The following is an 18,628-nucleotide window of genomic DNA, read 5'->3' on the forward strand; positions in this document are numbered from 1 at the left end:
AACGGCTTTTCGGCGCGAGTTACCCGAGTGGGCACTACGTGATTAGTCACAGCTTGCCCAAGTAGCTTCTCTGGAATTACCTAGAGCGGTACTTGCATAGCTGAGTTCACTACTTGGTTTGCCAGGTCTATACATAAAAAACCACCGTCTAATACGCCCTAAAGGACGGTACAAGACAGTGGTTTTTTTGGTTTTTTTCGACGCTAGCGAGTAGCTTTGAATACCGTATTTCTTAGTCTGAAAGGATTAACGCAAGGTCGTTTCGATCGGTTATTTCAAGCTTGGCATACGCCCGGTAGAGGTGACCTTCAACGGTCCGTACTGAGACGTGCAGTTGCGCACCAATGACCTTATCAGTGAGCCCCTGCGCGGCCATGAGCGCAATTTCTAGTTCTCTGGCTGTCAGCCGTTCCCTCATCCGTTGATGGCCACCGGATTTTTTTCCTCCGGGTTCACCCTGCGCCCCCAATGTCTGCTCAATCTGTTCCAGGCCGTGACGGATCCGCCGGTTGATCAGGCTGTCACGTTCTTTAGCCGCTGTTGAATCTGCCAGCCGCAACAACCTGCCAGCATGTTGGTACATCTGTGCTTCTAAGAGTTGTTCGGCAGCATCCACCATGATGGAAGCTTGCCGTTGTTCTAGTGCACTAGCGTACGCGTACAGCCCCGCAGCCCATCTTCCCTCCACCTTGCCGGCGACGGAAAGAATCCGTGCTCTGGCGTTGCCGGGCGCAAAATCCATCAGTAGCGAGAGCGCGTTCAGCTCTGCCGAGAGCAGGCCTCGCTCAGCAGAGTCTTCGATCACACCAAGGAGTTCACCAACGCCTGCTCCGTCGCCGTTCAGGTACTCGCGTGCTGCCGCGATGAAAGCCCTCTCGTGAGCGAGCACAATATACATACTGGTGTCTTCGCCGTACTGTTCAATGAGTTCCCGAGCGGTGTCATGGCGTCCCAGCTTGGCTGCGGCATAGGCGGCCATCGAGATGCAGTAGCCCATGAGCTGCTGCGGATCGCTGTGCCGCAACACGTCCAGTCCCTCCAAGAGCACCTCAAGTGCTGCGGCCGGATGCCCCTGCTGCAGCCTCATCATTCCGCGGGCTACGCCCACACTGCCACCGAATGAAATGGTGCCTTTTCCAACATCGACTGCGAGAACATTTAGACTTTGTTCAGCTTCTTCCCACTGGCCTGCCGTCAGAATTGCTACTTGCGCGCGGCTAATGATCCACTCCGGCACGAAGAATACGTCGTGGTCCTCCGCCTGGACAATGGCAAAGGCTGCCGCTGCTTGTGCCATACCGGCCAGCGGAAAACCTAAGGCACTAAGTTTTTCCGCCTCGAACGCCAACGCAAGGGATCGGTTGCACACGTGATCGGGATCGTTATGCCCGTCACTTCGATTGAGCACTTCCTGGATGTGCCCGCTCATCTGGTTGTAGTTTCCTGCCCTAGAGTGGGCCATCAAGTCAATAATGTGGGCCCGCTCCCCAGATCGCAGCAAAATATCCGCAGCGTTCTCCGGATCCTTGCGGGCCAGCCTCTCACCATGCTGGCGCAACGCGGTGGCCGCATCATGAATGGCCTGCGGTGGCAGGGCCAGTGCGGACTGCAAAGCGGCCCTCAGCAATCCACCAAATAAAAGTTCGCTGATGCTCGCGGCGTTCTCATCGTGATGTTCCAGCAGTGCAGCAGCCTGCGCGTACTCCCCCATGTTGAAGTGTGCACGGGCTTTGACAGCACGCGCCCTGCCTTGGTTGTGGGGGTCTCTAATCTCTTCGGCAAGCCGCAACGCCACACCAGATTCATAGAGTTTGCCGGCAAAAATGGCTGCAGATAACACTTCAGAGTCCGGGACTGGCAGCCCGCTTTCCAAGGTCCAAATAACCATTCTCAACGCCGACTCCGGAGTGCTGGATTCCAATTTGAGCACGTTGATGAGCCGGCTGTGCAGCATCCGGCTCTGGGATCGGGGCACCATCTCCCGAATGACTTCACCATAGATGGGGTTTATCAGCCTTAACAGCCTGATGGAATCAAAACTTTCCTGCACTAAGTCCCGTTCGAACAGTTCTTTCAACGCCTCTGCGCCTAGCTGTTGGCTGACTATTTCGGCAGAAACCGGTTCAGAAAGGGCCACCAAATCCAGGGTTTTACGTGCATCTGAGGACAGACCACGCAATTGTTCCCGAACCACGGACTGCAATTGGTGCCCCACTGAAACGGACTGGACATCCATGATCCACAGATCGCCTCTGAGCCGCAGCCTGCCGCTGGCCAGCGCGTCCTCCATGACCAGCCGCATAAGCAGTGGGTTCCCGCCGGCAGTGTTCCAAAAGTACCAGCTGCTGTTGGCGGTGGTTGGCCCGCCCAGAAGGCCCACACAAAATTCGTGCCCGTCCTCTCGGTTCAGGGGGCGCAGGTGGAATCTTTCAGCAACTCCCGCTTGCCAGAGTTGGGGCAGCGGGCTGACAGGGTCATTAGCTGCGCGGTGCGCAACCACAACCTTGATTTTCTCTGCCTGTGCAAGGCTGACAACCACCGTGGCAGTTGCCGTGTCAATGTAGTCCGCTTCGTCAATGATGATCAGCGGACGCCCAAGATCTAAGCCCTCCCCCAGTGTGGCCCGCAGATGGGCTTCCTTGTCATCCAAGAGTGCCAACGTCTTCCGGATTGCATCCACATGCGATTCAACAAAGGCACAGGAGGTGCGTCGTAAAAAAGGTGCGAGAATTCCAAAGGGTATAGCTGCCAGCGACGGGGTGCCCTGCAGTGATATGACGGCCACGCGCTTGGACGCAATGGTGGCCAGCTCACGCAGCAGAGACGTTGCACCCATTCCCGTTTCACTGCTAAGGAAAATGGCGCTACAGTCCGGACGCTGCAATTGGGCGTAGAGTTCATCGAGTTCCACCTGCCGGCAGAAATACGTGGACAGCGGCACGGTGCCAGCGGTGCGGGCTTGATTTTGAGTCCCCGGCATATCCTAAAATTCCTGCTCTTGTGCAAGTTCATGCCGCGTTGTGATGCCCAGCTTGCTGTACAGCTGGTACAGGTGGCCTTCGACTGTCCGCACCGAAACACCGATGCGATCTGCGATAGCCCGGTTGCCGAGCCCTCGTTTAGCTAATTTGGCCACTTGGATTTCCCGTTGGGTGAGTTTCACTCCGGCCCGCACCGGCATGTGGGGCAATTTGGGCAAGTTCTTGTTGAGCCGCTCCAAACGCTGTGTGGCCAGTTTAACGAGCGTATTTCGTCCTGCATCTCGCGCGAAGTCCAAGGCGATGACAGCGCAGCGGGACTCCACGGCGTCGAGCTTTAAAGACTGGGCAATATGTGCGGCCTCAAGTGCCAGCTCGGCACTCCGGGTCAGGTAGCTGCGGGCCAGCAATACGCTGACAGTTGCCATGGGACCTTGGCGGAGCAGCGAAACTTCCTCCAACAGGGCATGATCCTTCTCGCTCGCTTGGACGCTTGCGGCGAAAAGTGAAATAGACGCAGTAGTAACGCGGCTCTTTTCAATGTCGATCAAGGCAGAGCCCCGCAAGCTATCCGCAGCCCGGGGATCATCGAGCCAGCGCATGGCCAGCAGCCTGAAGAATTCAAACATGGCTTGATTGGTCCACAGTGTGGGTCCTTGAACTGAATCAGCAAGTGCCAGGCATGCCATAGCCTCTTGTTCGTTATTGACCTGGGCATGGCAAAAGGCCAGCGCCGCATAAGCCAAGCTCAAGGCGTTGTCGCTGTTGCGGGCTTCAAGTTGGGCGGCTGCCGACATCAGCACTTGCACCGCCTCGGCACCGCGTCCGGCATAGGCGTGGGCCAGGCCGAGGTTGAGCTCAATCAAGCCGCCGCGGTAAGGAACTGGCCGTTGGCCATCCTCGATTTCCTCACGAAGCAGCTCAACACAGTCCGTCCACTGGCCGCTCCAGATTTGGGCAACCGCCAGGCCGTTGCGGTAGTGGTCGCTGAAAAGGGGTGTCATTCCCAGCGCAGTAGTATCATTTTCAATACTCCGGGCCAAGGTGATGGCCTCAAGCTCGCGGCCAACCACAGCCAGCGCAGTCACCAGCAAGCAGGCACAATTGAGGCTGTATTCCGTGTCCTCACCATGGAGCGCAGCTTCCAACGCCGGAATGACAGCGGCGAATTCACCCAGATGAACTTGGAACTCGAACCTGGCCAGATTGATCAGCGTTCCGGCCGCGCGGCTAGCTTCCATGGTTGCAGGGCCCTCTGCCGAGGCCAGACGCTGCTCTGCCTGTGCCAACAACGCCACGATTCGGCGTTCGCCACCGGGCACCCATAATAGTGCCCCGGCCATGGCCAGGACCCAGGAACCGTACTCTTCAAGAGACAGCCGGGAAATGACCTCTTCTGGCAAGGCATCAAGTTCAGCTACCGCGGTGCCATAATCTGCCAGCAGCCGGAAAGCGGCGCTGCGTGCTTGAACCGCCTTGGCCCGAAGCGGGTTGGCGGAGGGAATTTGGGCAGTGCAGCGCAGCGCCAACTCCGGGTCAAAGTGCCGCAGTGCACTGGACGCGGCAGCCAATGCAAGTGGCGGTTCCAGGACCATGCCGGCGTCCAGGGTCCAGGCCGCCAGGGACATGATCTCCCGCTCGTCAAGCGATTCCAGCTCCTGGTTGAGGCTCAGCGCAATGTCCGCAAAAATTTCAGACATTCTTGTGGAACTGAGGCCGCTACGCACAATGTCACCGATGTAGCGTTCGGCAAGGGATGCGCGGTGCCGTCCTTCCACGGAAATCTCAACAAATCCGCGCTCTTCAAGTTGCCAGAGCACCTCCTGCCCCAAGGCGGACATGGCAAGCTGAAGCGGCGCATTGCCCAGAAGAGCCATTCTCTCCACCCCCAGACGCACGGCTGGATCCTCACGGGAGAGCCTGGCCCGAACAATTTCCGCCAGCGCACTATCGGCGTCAATATTGATGGAATCCTTGACTACCCAGCCGCCCAAGTGTTTCCTGATGCCACCCTTGGCCACTTGCTCGCGAAACAGTGCCTGTAATACCAGTGGGATGCCGTTGCTCGCCTGGTGGAGCGCAGTTACCGCAGTTTCGGAAACGAAGGTTCCAGTGGCCTTCCCAATCAATTCCCCGACCTCGGCCCGGCTGAAGTGCTCCAGCCTGATTTCACCCAGTTGTCCGTCCTTGGCAAGCCATACCAGGTCCTCGGGCATGTCGGTGGAATCGCGCGCCATGACCAGAACTTTCGCAGTTCCACCCATGAGCAGGTGCATCAGCACACCGACGCTCATAAAGTCCAGCCCCGGCAGGTCATCAACTACCAAAAGCACCTTGCGCCCGCCCGCATCGGAGCGAATGAGTTCATCGATCCCACGGATCACCCCGGTAGGTGTTTCCAAGGCGGTGGCAGGCAGCCGGGCCATGAGCATGGACAGAGGGCCGTAGGGGACGAGCGTTTCAGCGGACGAGCCGAAGAGCCGTTCAATGTGTGTAGTGGGGGCCAAAGCTTCTTCGACGGCACGGGCCAAGGTGGTTTTACCAACTCCCCATGGCCCCAAAACAGCGACCCCATAAGTTTTAGGGTCATTTAGTGCAAGGACAGTCCTGTCGATTTCCGTCTGCCTGACGAAAGAAGACCAGAACTTCCTATCAGCCGCCCCCATGGCTTCAAAAGTCCCCGATTTTAAGGGCCTCGACCATTTGGGAGCAGCGACATCATTGAAAATTGCCATGTCGAGACCCCGTTTGTCCAACAGCCAGCGTCCCTCAGAGCCGCCGTGCCGCATATTTGCGATCATAACAGGGTGGTCCGACAAACAGAACAGCATACCGTGACGTGTAGCACAGCGTGCGGGGTGGCTTATTAGTTAAACTTGGCTTGGGCGGCCAGCAATCCCTCTGCAACAAGGAGTTCAACAGCATCGGCACTGTTATCTATCAGAAACGGCAGCGCCTTGTTTTCGGCAGTGGAGAAATCACGCAGCACATGGCTGGCAGCGTCAGCGCGGCCCGGAGGCCGGCCTACACCCGCACGCACACGGTAATAATCCTTGGTGCCAAGGGTTCGGGAAATATCCCGAAGACCGTTGTGCCCGCCTTCGCCACCACCAAGTTTGAGCTTCACGGTGTCAAAGGGGATCTCAATTTCGTCATGCACGGCGATGACATTGGCGGCGGGGAGGTTATAGAACTTGGCCAGTGCCGCCGTGGGGCCTCCATTAAGATTCATGAAGACGGTGGGCTTGGCAAGGATCAACTTGTGCCCGCCCACAGCTAGGCGCCCGGTAGCAACCAGGGCCTTGGCTTTGTGGGTCTTAAAAGTGGCTCCTAGGCGGGAGGCTAGTTCCTCAACCACCATGTAGCCAATGTTGTGTCTGTTACGGCTGTAGCCGGGCCCGGGGTTCCCGAGCCCGACTACAAGCCAAGTATCACTCATAAGTATGAGGTATTACTCTGCTGCTTCTTCAGCTTCAGCGACAACAACCGGCTCAGCGAAGTGAACGATCAGCAGGTCAGGCTCGTTGACCAGCACGACGCCGGCAGGCAGTACCAGATCGCCGGCGAGGACGTGCTGGCCGGCGGCCAAGCCCTCAATGCTGACCTCAATGAAGGCAGGCAGGTCGGTTGCGTCGGCTGACAGGCTGACAACAACTTCTTCCTGGTTAACAACGGTGGCCGGGGCAGGCTCGCCAACGAGGTGGACGGGAACGTCAACAATGACCTTCTCACCCTTCTTAACGGTCAGCAGGTCAATGTGCTCTACGATCTGCAGAACGGGATCGCGCTGGATGTCCTTGACCAAGGCCAGGTGAGCTTCGCCGTCGATGGTGATGGTCAGCAGAGCGTTGGAGGCGCGGATGGCGCGAACCGTCTCGCGCTCCGGCAGGACCAAGTGCAGGGGGGCTGCGCCGTGGCCGTAGATAACAGCAGGGATCTGCTTGGCACGGCGGATGCGGCGTGCCGCGCCCTTGCCGAATTCGTTGCGCAGTTCGCCGTTGAGAGTCAGATCAGACATAAAAAATGCTCCTTCTTGATGGGTGGGCGTGGACTAAACAGGTCAACACAATCCACAACACATTCGTCAGGAGCTGCGAGACCCAGTCGATCACGGACACCCACACTATGGGTGTCCCTCGCCAAGGTTTACTGCACAAGTTTAGCAGAACGCGAGGGTAGCAAACGCCAACGGCCGCTTCCCGGAGAGGGGAAGCGGCCGTCAGTGGTGCTGGGCCCTCAGTGTTCAGACGCGTCAGCGGCTGGACAGTGGGAGGGCGTGGGACTAGGCATCGCCGTCGAACAAGCTGGTGACTGAGCCGTCCTCGAAGACTTCCTTGATGGCCCGTGCCAGCAGGGGTGCGATAGAGAGCACTGTCAGCGTGGGGAAGCGCTTCTCCTCCGGGATGGGCAGCGTGTTGGTAACGACCACTTCACGGGCACCACAGTTGGCCAGGCGTTCGGACGCTGGGTCAGAAAGGATGGCGTGCGTGGCGGCGATGATGACATCCTTTGCGCCAGCATCCTTGAGGACACGTACCGCACCAGCAATGGTTCCACCGGTGTCGATCATGTCATCGATCAGAACGCAGGTGCGTCCTTCAACCTGACCCACCACGGTCTTGGAGACAGCCTGGTTCGGCACTGTCAGATCTCGTGACTTGTGCACGAACGCCAAGGGGGCACCGCCCAAGCGCTCGGCCCACTGCTCAGCCACGCGCACACGGCCGGTGTCCGGGGAAACTACGGTGACGGCGTCGTCCCCGATGACCTTGCGGATGTGGTCCGCCAGCAGCGGGATGCCGAAGAGGTGGTCCACGGGGCCGTCGAAGAAGCCCTGGATCTGTGCGGTGTGCAAATCAACGCTCATGATGCGGTCTGCGCCAGCGGTCTTGTACAGATCTGCCACCAAGCGAGCCGAGATGGGTTCGCGGCCGCGGCCCTTCTTGTCCTGACGTGAATACGGGTAGAACGGGGCCACCACGGTGATGCGGCGGGCAGAAGCGCGCTTCATGGAGTCAACCATGATCAGCTGCTCCATCAGCCAGTTATTCATCGGGGCGGGGTGAGCCTGGATGATGAAGACTTCCTTGCCGCGCACGCTTTCGCCGGAGCGGACGTAAATCTCACCATTGGCGAAGTCGTAGGCAGACATCGGCAGCAGCTCGGTCCCCAGACACTTGGCCACTTCCTCGGCCAGTTCAGGGTGGGCGCGGCCGGAGGCCAGCACCAGCTTTTTGTCGACGTTATGGACTAGTTCGCTCATGATTTTCTTTCTCGCAGTGGTGGGGTCGGTGAGAAGTTTTAGTTGGCTGAATCATCTGAGGCGCGGGCATTTTCGGCAGCCTGGGCAGAGATGCTCCCCGGACGGTTCGCCGCGGTCCAGCCTTCGAGGTTGCGCTGTGGGGCCACGGTCAGAGTCAGTGCACCTGCCGGAACGTCCTTGCGGACAATGGCTCCGGCTCCCGTGAAGGCGCCGTCTCCCACCGTGACAGGAGCTACGAAGACTGTGTTGGATCCGGTTCGCACACCGGAGCCGATGACCGTGCGGTGCTTGTTCACGCCGTCGAAGTTGGCCGTGATGTTGCCGCAGCCAATGTTGGTGTCCTCACCAATTTCGGTGTCTCCGGCGTAGCCTAGGTGGCTGAGCTTGGAGCCGCGGCCAATGGTGACGTTCTTCGTTTCATAGAACGCGCCGATCTTGCCGTCGGCACCCAGAACGGTCCCCGGACGCAGGTAGGTGAACGGACCCACATGGGCGCCCTCGCCAATGATGGCACCGGAGCCGTGGGTGCGCGTGACTTCGGCACCTTCGCCAATCTGGACATCGGTCAGCGTTGAATCTGGACCCACGACGGCGTCCCTCGCCACAGTGGTTTTACCGTGGAGTTGGGTGCCGGGCAAGATGGTGACATCTTCGGCCAGCTGCACAGTGGAATCTATCCAGGTGGTGGCGGGGTCAATGACACTCACACCCGCGCGCATCCAGCTCGCAACAATGCGGTGGTTGTGCTCGGTACCAAGCGCCGCTAGCTGAACGCGGTCATTGGCGCCTTCCACCTGCCAGCGGTCAGTGGTGGAGACTGCGGCCACCCGGCCACCGCTGTTCCTGGCCAGGGACAGCACATCCGTCAGGTACATCTCGCCCTGATTGTTATCTGTGGTGACACTCTTGAGCGCTTCCCGCAGGACGGCAGCGTTGAAGGCGTAGATGCCGGAGTTGATTTCGCGGATTTCACGCTCAGATTCAGTAGCGTCCTTATGCTCACGGATACCCAAGACCGTGCCGTCAGTGCCATCGCGCAGGATGCGTCCGTAGCCGGTGGCGTCATCCAGAACCGCAGTCAGTACGGTGACGGCGTTGGCGTCCTTGTTGTGCGTGTCCACCAACTCGGCCAGCAATGTTGTGGTCAGCAGCGGCACGTCACCGTAAGTGACAACAACGGTGCCCTCCACGGCGGTCTGGGCGCCGGCCTGGGCGTCTAGGGCTTCGAGTGCCTGCTGAACAGCGCGGCCGGTTCCGGGAATCTCATCCTGATCAACAATGCGGGCGCGTTCATCGAGAGCCGCAATGTGCGCTGCAACAAGATCGCGCTCGTGGCGGACAACCACTGCCAGTGTGTCAGGGTTCAAGCCTTGTGCGGCTGCCATGGCGTGGCCCACCATGGAGATCCCGCCAATGGTGTGCAAGATCTTGGGTGTGCGTGACTTCATCCGGGTGCCTGCGCCCGCAGCGAGGACAATGACAGCTGCCGGGTTGTTACTGATGATCTCTTGGCGGCTCACTAAGTGGCGCTCCTGCCCGGACCTCGGTCCGATTTCAAACGTACGCAATGGGAAACAATTCCATGGTACCTGCTTGGCCGAGCGGCCTGATCTCTTCCTAAAAGTGGTTCCGCCCACAGGATTCGAACCTGTACTCCACAGCTCCAAAGGCTGGGGTGCTGCCGTTACACCAGGGCGGACCATGAGCATCTTGCTTCCGCTGGAAGCTCACGAGAATATAGTGTGCCATGACGAGTGGCTGTTGCGCGACTTGAGCCCTCCCGTGGCGGAGCTTTTTTTGCCCCAGGGTGGCGAAGCTCACAAATTCTGCGCACCGTTTGGCGCCAAATGGTGCGCAACTTATGGAGCTGAGCACGGTTCGGGGCTAATGGCGCGTGGCTGCAATGCTCTCCAGTGCCTGGCGCACCCACCGCAGCATCTCTTCCGGGTAGTACATGGCCACGGCTGCCCTAAAGTGCAGAACAGGCACGTCTTCAATCACCAGAACGTTGCCGCGACGAAGATCCTCTTCCCAAGCCTTTTCATTGTTATGGTATTCCCGGCCGTCAATTTCAAGCCCTAGTTGGCCATCCACCAGTGCGTCCAGGTGACCCATACCCCGGATATGCGCCTGGCCCTGGACGTTGTATCCAGCCTTTTTCAAGTGGTACCTGGCACAGGTTTCTGCAATGGACATTGATTGGGGGTCAATGGAATCAATGATTGTGCGAACACGGCCGTCATTGCGGCGATTGAATAACGTTCGAAGCTGCGCCAAGGTCACCTTGTGCTTGACTACGGCCGATTCCAACACACACAGGATCTCCAGCTCAGTGCCGCATTGCGCGCAATGGCGAAGGATGTCCCTAAGCGTTAACGTGCCCTTGAATCTGTGGCTCACACAGCCTGATACGGGCCGCCCGTGGGCTATCCCAACGTGAGGTATGTCCTGATCATGAAGGACCCAGAGGCCCTCCTGCTGTGCGCGGCCAAAACACGTCAGCTGTGCCTGGTTCTTAGCCAGGTGTTCGGCCAAGGGCAGCGAGCCCGAAGTGGCATAAACGCCGCGAGAAATACGCCGGATGGCCCCTGATCCAAGAGCCCGCCTAATATGCCAGTCGGAGAAGCCTTTGTCCAGGAGCGCTACACGGCGAACCGCGCCACCGCTTGCGGCAATGACGCTTTCAATGGGTCTGCGAGTACTGCTGCCTTGTACGTCCATAGCACCCATAGTGAGCCAAGCGCCTCAGCCGGCGACAGCCCCGGCGTCGTGAATGTGAACAAGCCGGCGCCCAGCTAGGGCTGTGGAGGAACGCGGCTGCGTATAGAGCCCTCTGAAGCTGCGCACCGTTGCAGGAACAATGGTGCGCAACTCTTGGGGCTGCACACCATTGCAGGAACAACGGTGCGCAGCCCCAAACGTGTTACTCGAGCACGCCCGAGGCCTCAAGCCATTCAAGCTCCAGGCCCTCGCGCTCGGAGGCGAGCTTGGCCAGCTTCGCTTGCAGATCAGCCAGGGCGTCATAGTCTCCCACACTGGTTGCCATCTGAGCATGGACCTTGGCATCGGCAGCGGAGTTCTTGCCCAGCTGACGCTCCAGCCGGTTCAGCACCTTCCGGGCGTCGCGCTTCTGCCCCTCCGTGGGGCCGGACGGGGCCGCAGTGGCAGCGGCCGGGCTGGACGCTGAGGGCCCCACGCCAGCATTGGCGCGCAGCTCCAAGTACTCGTCCACGCCCCGCACCAACCCTCGCAGCTTTCCGTCGCCCAGCAGCGCCATCTGGTGATCGGTGACGCGCTCCAGCAAGTACCTATCATGCGAGACCACCACGAGCGTGCCGGGCCAGCCATCGAGCACATCTTCCACTGCCGCAAGGGTGTCCGTATCCAAGTCATTCGTAGGCTCATCGAGCATGAGCACGTTCGGCTCCCCCACCAGCAGGCGCAGCAACTGCAAACGCCTGCGCTCACCACCGGAGAGATCCTTGACCATGGTCCACTGCTTGTCCTTGGTGAACCCGAGCTGCTCCACGAGCGTCCCGGCGCTCATTTCCTTGCCGCCCACGTCAAAGGAACGCTTTTCACGCTCAATAACCTCAATGACGCGCATGTTCAGCACGTCATCGAGCTCTTTGACTTCCTGTGTGAGCACGGCGGTCTTGACGGTGCTGCCGCATTTGACCTTGCCGGAGGTCGGTTCAACCTCACCGTTGAGCAACTGCAACAGGGTGGTCTTTCCGGCACCGTTGACACCGACCAGGCCGAGCCGCTCGCCCGGGGCAAGACGCAGCGTGATGTTCTTGAAGATCTCCTTGGCGTTCTCACCCTCCCCATAGCTCAGGGAGATGTTCTCAAGGTCAATGACGTCCTTGCCCAGGCGGGCGGTTGCCATCTTCGACAGCGCCACCGAGTCACGGGGTTCTGGTACGTCCGCGATGAGCTCGTTGGCAGCCTCAATACGGAACTTGGGCTTGGCCGTACGCGCCGGGGCGCCGCGACGCAGCCAGGCAAGTTCCTTCTTGACCAGCTGGACGCGCTTGGACTCAACCACTGAGTTCATCCGGTCCCGCTCGGCCCGGGCCAGCACGTAGGCGGCGTAACCGCCGTCGAACGGGTCAATGATCCCGTCATGGACTTCCCAGGTGCGGGTGCACACTTCATCCAGGAACCAGCGATCGTGGGTGACCACTACAAAGGCGCCCTCGTTGGCCCGCCAGCGCTGGTTCAGGTGCTTGGCCAACCAGGCCACGCCCTCCACATCCAGGTGGTTGGTGGGCTCATCGAGCATGATGACATCGTCATCACCGATCAGCAGTTTGGCCAGGGCAACGCGGCGTTTCTGTCCACCGGAGAGCGAATGGATGTTGGCATGCCAGTCCACCTCTCCCACCAGCGCACCCATGATTTCACGGATCTTGGGGTTGGACGCCCATTCATGGTCCGCCGCCTCCCCCACAATCGCGAAGCCCACCGTATGTTCGCCGTCCAGCACGTCCGTCTGGTCCAGGTAACTGACCTGGACCCCGCCGCGCACGGTGACACGGCCGGAGTCCGCAGTTTGGCGCCCGGCCAGCAGGCGCATCAGCGTGGACTTGCCGTCGCCATTACGTCCCACAATGCCAATGCGGTCCCCTTCTTCAAGCCCGACACTGACGCCGTCGAGCACGGTTCGGGTGGCGAAGGCAATGCTTAGATTTTCTCCGCCCAGCAAATGAGCCACGTGGTACCACTTTCCTTCAGATTTTGGATATAAAAATTTTTCTAGGCGACTATGTGGGCGCCGTGAACAGGTCCCTGCACAGCCCAGGCCTCATGGCCCAGACCGGCCAGAGCCGCCGACAACGACTGCGCATGGTCTGCGTCCTCGGCCAGAAACGCGATGGTGGGCCCAGATCCGGACACCAACGCTGCCAGCGCACCCAGCGACTTCCCCTCGGCCAGGGTCTGGGTCAGCGACGGTGCCAGCGACACTGCCGAGGCCTGCAAATCGTTGTGTAACCAGGGGGCCAGTGCCTGCGCATCCCCGGCCCGCAACGCCGCCAAGACACCAGCCTTGATCTGGCTGGGTTCCGAAGCGGTGATCCCGGCAGCCAGGCGCAGCGCATCAAGCCTGTCATAGACCACCGGGGTGGACAGCCCAAAGTCTGCCGGAACCAGCACCCAATGCAGTGGCGTGGGTGCCAGAGCAGGGCTGAGCTCATCCCCAATGCCCAGCCCGACGGCGGCACCCCCCATGAGTGCGAACGGCACGTCTGAGCCAAGTTCGGACCCCAGTTGGGCCAGCTCTTCACGGGAGAGGCCGGTATGCCAGAGCGCGTCGCAGGCCACGAGGGTCGCTGCGGCGTCCGCCGAGCCGCCGCCCATGCCACCAGCAATGGGCACATGTTTGGTAATTTCAAGATGAACCCCGCTGGGGTCCTCAGCAATCCCAGCTACCAGAAGTGCAGCTCTGACCACCAAGTTGCTGGCATCCAGCGGTATGGTTGCCAGCAGTTCCGGCTCAAGGGAGCTTTCCGGGCTGAGTGAGACTGTGATCTCCGTGGCGGGCGTACCGGGGCGGGATGTGGCAGCCACTTCCTCGTACAGCGAGACCGCAACATAACTGCTGGCAACGGCGTGGTAGCCGTCCGCACGTAGCGGACCCACCTGAAAATAGGCGTTGATTTTCCCCGGGGCACGCACTTTGACCCGGCGGGCGGCGGGGGCCCACGTGGGATCTGTGACGAACTGATCAGCGGAACCTGGGGCTCCACTGCTTGGTGTGGCGGCCCCGCCTGGTGTGGCGGCCCCGCCTCTTCCGCGCTTGTTCATAGGGTCCATGGGCTAGGCCGTTGCCATGAGCTTTGCTTCGGCGATACGGGCGTAAGCGGCCACATCAATAACTTCGCCACGGGCGGTGGGGTCTATTCCAGCTTGACGCAAGAAGACTTCAGCCTCGGCAGCACCGCCGGCCCAGCCTGCCAAGGCTGCCCGGAGGGTCTTGCGGCGTTGAGCAAAAGCAGCGTCGATGACAGCAAACACTTGCTCCCTCGAAGCCTGGGTGACGGGAGGTTCGCGCCGGGTGAAGGCCACCAGCCCGGAATTGATCTTCGGGGCTGGCCAAAAAACATTCGTACCAATGACGCCGGCCTTGCGCATCTGCGAGTACCAGGCGCCCTTGACGGAAGGCACCCCGTACGTCTTGGAACCGGGGCCGGCAACCATCCTGTCTGCCACCTCATCCTGGACCATGACCAGGCCGTGGCGCAGCGAAGGAAAATGCTCCAGTAGATGCAGTACCACGGGGACTGCCACGTTGTAGGGCAGATTAGCCACCAGGGCTGTGGGTTCAGCGGGAAGCTCGGTGATGCGCATGGCGTCCGAGAGCACCACATCAATATTTCCCGTGAGTAACGGACGGAACGCCGCGATGGTATCTGGGAGCTTCGCCGCCAGCACGGGGTCTATTTCCACGGCGACCACGCGGGCGGCGACATCGAGTAGCCCCAGTGTCAAAGAGCCAAGTCCGGGGCCCACTTCGAGCACGGTTTCGCTGGGGTCCACACCGGCTGCGGCCACAATGCGGCGGATGGTGTTGCCGTCAATGACAAAGTTTTGTCCCAGTGTCTTGGTGGGGCGCACACCTATTTCTTCTGCCAAGCGGCGAATTTCGGTGGCGCCCAGCAGTGGCTGGGTGGCTGGGGTGGGATGCGGGGAGGTCACGCAATAATGGTAGCCGCTATTAACGAAGATACTCCCCGCATCGGTGTTGAAACCGCTCCGGGGAGTATCTACTGACTATCACTTGTGCAACGTCACACAGGCTCCGCCGCTCAGTGCGGCCACTCACTCAGGGAGAGAGCTAGATCAGGGTGGCTGCTACTGCACCACATGTCCACAGCCCCACGGCTGCAGGCCGCGCTGGGCGTAAACACGGTTGGCAATGTCAATCTGCTGGGCTTTAGTGGCCAGGCTGGCGTTGGGGGCGTAGGCTCCGCCGCCGTTGCTCAGCCAGGTACCAATGTCAAACTGCAAGCCGCCGTAGTAGCCGTTGCCGGTATTGATGGACCAGTTTCCGGTAGCTTCACACTGCGCAATGGCATCCCACATGGCTTCGTTGGACATGGTCGGCGCCTTGGCCCCGGTGTTAGCTTCGGTGTTGGCTCCAGCTTTGGCTTCGGTGTTGGCAGCCTTACTGCTGGTTTCATCCTTCGGGGCGGGGCGTTCTTTGCCACCGAAGCTGATTTTCGCGGCAACGGGTTCCTTGACAACCGTGGACCCGGTTTCGGTGCGGCTGACAACCACACCGTCAACAGTTACCGTACGGAAGGTCTTTTGCAGCGTGCCGGCGGCACCTTCGCTGATGATCTTCTTCTGATCCTTGAAGAGAGCAGGATCCACGCTTTGTTCGGTCTCAAACGGCACATCTGCTGTTTCTTTGGCTGTTCCAGAGGTGTTGACCCGGGTCACCTTGACCACCATGTTCTCAACAACTGTTGCCACGCCGGGAGTGGAGACGAGATCGCTCTTAGCCAGCGTCACTCCAGTCTCAGCCAGGAAATCGCCAACATTCTGGGCCGTGGTGGTCTTGACCTGCTTCTTGCCGTCAGCCACGAGCGTGATTTGTTTAGGGGTAATGATGCTCAGGTCAGCCGAATTGGCGAGCAGAGTATCTGCCGGCAGTGAGAGCCTGGCGTTGGCGGCGATGCCTAGTTGGCTCATCAATCCGCTGATCTTTGTGGAGGTGGTGGTAACAGTGTGTTCCGCCCCATCCAAGCTCACCTTGATGTCCTTGGCCGTATTGACGGTGATGGTTGAACCACTCTCGACGCTGGTATCCAGAGCCGGTGTGATGTGGTCACCAGAGTTCACACTCACGTCTGCATGCTTGAGCACGTCACTGACGGAGGAACCATAAGCCTGAATTGAGCTGGCTTGGCCATCCACCACGAGAGTGACGGTTTTAGTGGCCGTGATGAATGCCATGAGCGCCGCGACGAGTGCTATGAGCACTGCGCCTTGGCAGGCAAGCTTCAAATAACTCAATTTGCCATTGACGGTAAGGAAAGAAGACACGAGTTCTCGTTACTACTAGAGCACCCGGGCACGGGAAAGTACGGAGCAACACTGGTGGATAGTGGCCGCAAGATACTGCGGACGGTCCTGCCAGAATTGTTCTTGCGAACGGTTGCCACGGATCATTTTTTTACGCTATGTCCTATGGCATTTCATCCGTTGGCCTTCCCCGACCACGGCTAATAGTTCCCCAGCGTAACCCAATCGTGACCAAACGGACAAGGTTTGGTCACGGAAAAGTGATCGAAAGTACAGGATCAATCGGACCAGGAGCCGTAAACAGAGCCAGTATTTGTGCGCAGCAGGTGGCCCATTTCACTCAAGTCCAAGCCCATCAATTGTGCCATGCATTGCACCGTGTAAGGCAGCATATAGCTGGCATTAGGGCGCCCTCTGAATGGATGAGGTGTCAGAAATGGCGCGTCAGTCTCTACCAGAATCAGCGCCGGGTCAGCCACCGCAAGGGCCGCACGCAAATTATGGGCATTTTTAAAAGTCAAGGTCCCAGAAAAGGACATGAACCATCCCTTTTCGTTACAAATTTTTGCCAATTCGGCGTCCCCTGAGAAGCAGTGAAAAACTAACCTTGAGGGTGCCCCCACCTCATCCAGCGTTGCGAGGACATCGGTGTGCGCGTCACGGCAGTGAATTTGCAGCGCGAGCTCACGCTGCTTGGCCATGTCCAGGTGCGCACGGAAAGAATGGTGCTGCGCCGCCAAGCCCGCTTCGCCCGTCCTGAAATAGTCCAGGCCTGTTTCACCGATGGCCCTAATGCGGGGATGGGCGGCCATGGCATCAATTTCAGCCAGAGCATCATCCAGAGTGCCCGCCAGAGCCAGTTCGGGGGCGTCGTTGGGATGGATGGCAACCGCGCCCAGCAGACGTGGGTCCGCATCGACCGCGGCAACTGTAAACCGGGAGGACGCCAGGTCACAGCCAACCTGAACGGCACCGGCAACACCCACAGCCTCTGCCGCATCCAAGGCCGCACGCAGCTCAACTGGAGAGTCACCAAAGTCAAAGTGCGTGTGATTGTCATACACGGGGACGGGGAGCGGTGCGGGGGCACCGGCAAAGGCACCCGGGCGGGCTCCGCCAATGTCCGTCAATTCTTCAGGGCGATAAGGGCGCGGAACGTCATGGGTGCACATGGTTGCCAACTTTACCGTTTGCTTAATTTCTTTGTCCCAATGACCACAAAATCACGCCACACTAGTAGCGTGGATCACACGAGGCAGCTCATGGTGTGTTGTTGGGTTTTTTTCGAAAGGTGAGGCATGCACCTCCAGGAAACTTTACTGGCAGCAGACGTTGCAGGGGCTATGAACCCGCAGGCATCCGAACTGGCCATGGCTCCGGAACATTTTTCTGAGCTAAGCCAAAACATTATGGCCGTCATGAACACTGTTGTGGATGGTAAGGAAGACGCCGTCCGGCTTGCCCTGACAGTGTTACTGGCGGGTGGGCACCTCCTCTTGGAGGATGTACCCGGCGTGGGCAAAACGCTGCTGGCCAAGACGCTGGCCCGCACCCTTGACTGTTCGGTTAACAGGATTCAGTTCACCCCGGATCTGCTCCCTAGCGATATCACCGGGGTGTCGATCTTCAACCAGTCCTCACAGGCCTTTGAATTCCGTCCGGGCCCCATTTTTGCCAACATTGTCATTGGGGATGAAATCAACCGCGCCTCCGCAAAAACACAGTCGGCACTGTTGGAATCCATGGCCGAACGCCAGGTGAGCGTGGATGGAACCACCTACCCTTTGAGCGGCCCATTCATGGTTGTCGCCACACAAAACCCCATTGAAATGGCCGGCACTTATCCGCTGCCAGAAGCCCAGCGTGACCGTTTCATGGCACGCATCTCCTTGGGCTATCCGCATCCCGGCGCAGAAATGGCAATGCTTGAGACCCATCAATCGTTCAACCCGCTTGATGCTGTGCGCCCCGTGGCTACGGCTGCCCAAGTTGGCGCCATGACGGCCACGGTGGCAGCGATTTACGTGTCCCCTGCCGTGCGCGCCTACATTGTTGCTCTGGGACAAGCCACCCGTTCCAGTCCGGAGCTGCGTCTGGGCGCCAGTCCCCGGGCGTTGCTGCAATTGCTGCGGGCGGGAAAGTCTGCAGCTGCCCTTGCCAGCCGCGGCTTTGTTCTGCCCGATGACATCCGTGCCCTGGCCGAACCGGTACTGGCACACCGTTTGCTGGTGGAGCGAAGCGCCGCCAGCCAAGGATCCACGCCTGCTAGCGTCATTACAAAGATCCTGGCGGAGGTTGCTGTTCCTGGCGAGCAGGACGGGCGTGCCGGACAGGACGCTCGCAGCAGGTAGCCGCC

At 59.6% G+C, this 18,628-nt stretch carries 13 protein-coding genes and 1 tRNA gene; 1 reads left to right on the forward strand and 13 read right to left on the reverse strand.

The genetic code is table 11. From position 1 onward, the window contains the following. Positions 1–232 precede the first annotated feature (232 nt). The 13 genes from CVS29_RS01855 to CVS29_RS01915 form a co-directional block, all read right to left on the reverse strand. Positions 233–2,980: a helix-turn-helix transcriptional regulator gene (locus CVS29_RS01855; protein WP_110104624.1), complete on the reverse strand. Its 2,748-nt coding sequence runs from the start codon at positions 2,978–2,980 to the stop codon at positions 233–235. A gap of 3 nt (positions 2,981–2,983) precedes the next feature. After that, a complete protein-coding gene (locus CVS29_RS01860) occupies positions 2,984–5,779 on the reverse strand; it encodes a helix-turn-helix transcriptional regulator (RefSeq protein ID WP_170120867.1) in 2,796 nt (931 codons plus the stop codon). A 65-nt stretch (positions 5,780–5,844) separates the two neighbouring features. Further along, complete coding sequence (pth, locus tag CVS29_RS01865) at positions 5,845–6,417, reverse strand: aminoacyl-tRNA hydrolase (RefSeq protein WP_110104626.1); 573 nt, start codon at positions 6,415–6,417, stop codon at positions 5,845–5,847. 12 nt (positions 6,418–6,429) lie between these two features. Beyond that, positions 6,430–6,996: a 50S ribosomal protein L25/general stress protein Ctc gene (locus CVS29_RS01870; protein ID WP_110104627.1), complete on the reverse strand. Its 567-nt coding sequence runs from the start codon at positions 6,994–6,996 to the stop codon at positions 6,430–6,432. A gap of 264 nt (positions 6,997–7,260) precedes the next feature. Further along, complete coding sequence (locus CVS29_RS01875) at positions 7,261–8,241, reverse strand: ribose-phosphate diphosphokinase (RefSeq protein ID WP_110104628.1); 981 nt, start codon at positions 8,239–8,241, stop codon at positions 7,261–7,263. Positions 8,242–8,279: 38 nt separating this feature from the next. Beyond that, positions 8,280–9,761 carry a bifunctional UDP-N-acetylglucosamine diphosphorylase/glucosamine-1-phosphate N-acetyltransferase GlmU gene (gene glmU / locus CVS29_RS01880; protein ID WP_281268031.1) on the reverse strand — a complete coding sequence of 494 codons (1,482 nt, stop codon included), beginning with the start codon at positions 9,759–9,761 and terminating at the stop codon, positions 8,280–8,282. 104 nt (positions 9,762–9,865) lie between these two features. Further along, positions 9,866–9,940: transfer RNA gene (locus tag CVS29_RS01885), tRNA-Gln, on the reverse strand. Between the two features lie 185 nt (positions 9,941–10,125). After that, positions 10,126–10,962 (reverse strand): type IV toxin-antitoxin system AbiEi family antitoxin domain-containing protein, encoded by an 837-nt coding sequence (locus tag CVS29_RS18170; RefSeq protein WP_146212966.1) that lies wholly within the window; start codon positions 10,960–10,962, stop codon positions 10,126–10,128. A gap of 202 nt (positions 10,963–11,164) precedes the next feature. Then, entirely contained in the window at positions 11,165–12,958 is a 1,794-nt protein-coding gene (locus tag CVS29_RS01895) for an ABC-F family ATP-binding cassette domain-containing protein (protein ID WP_110104630.1), read from the reverse strand. 41 nt (positions 12,959–12,999) lie between these two features. Then, complete coding sequence (locus CVS29_RS01900; protein WP_110104631.1) at positions 13,000–14,049, reverse strand: 4-(cytidine 5'-diphospho)-2-C-methyl-D-erythritol kinase; 1,050 nt, start codon at positions 14,047–14,049, stop codon at positions 13,000–13,002. A gap of 12 nt (positions 14,050–14,061) precedes the next feature. Continuing rightward, positions 14,062–14,940 (reverse strand): 16S rRNA (adenine(1518)-N(6)/adenine(1519)-N(6))-dimethyltransferase RsmA, encoded by an 879-nt coding sequence (gene rsmA / locus CVS29_RS01905; protein ID WP_110104632.1) that lies wholly within the window; start codon positions 14,938–14,940, stop codon positions 14,062–14,064. A gap of 156 nt (positions 14,941–15,096) precedes the next feature. Beyond that, positions 15,097–16,293: a resuscitation-promoting factor gene (locus CVS29_RS01910; RefSeq protein ID WP_110104633.1), complete on the reverse strand. Its 1,197-nt coding sequence runs from the start codon at positions 16,291–16,293 to the stop codon at positions 15,097–15,099. A gap of 257 nt (positions 16,294–16,550) precedes the next feature. Further along, positions 16,551–17,444 carry a TatD family hydrolase gene (locus CVS29_RS01915; RefSeq protein ID WP_110104634.1) on the reverse strand — a complete coding sequence of 298 codons (894 nt, stop codon included), beginning with the start codon at positions 17,442–17,444 and terminating at the stop codon, positions 16,551–16,553. Positions 17,445–17,615: 171 nt separating this feature from the next. Here CVS29_RS01915 and CVS29_RS01920 point away from each other — a divergent pair, with 171 nt between their 5' ends. Continuing rightward, positions 17,616–18,623, forward strand: a complete 1,008-nt coding sequence (locus tag CVS29_RS01920) for an AAA family ATPase (protein ID WP_245932039.1) — start codon at positions 17,616–17,618, stop codon at positions 18,621–18,623. The last annotated feature ends 5 nt before the right edge of the window (positions 18,624–18,628 follow it).

The organism is Arthrobacter psychrochitiniphilus (assembly GCF_003185915.1).
Lineage (GTDB): Bacteria > Actinomycetota > Actinomycetes > Actinomycetales > Micrococcaceae > Specibacter > Specibacter psychrochitiniphilus.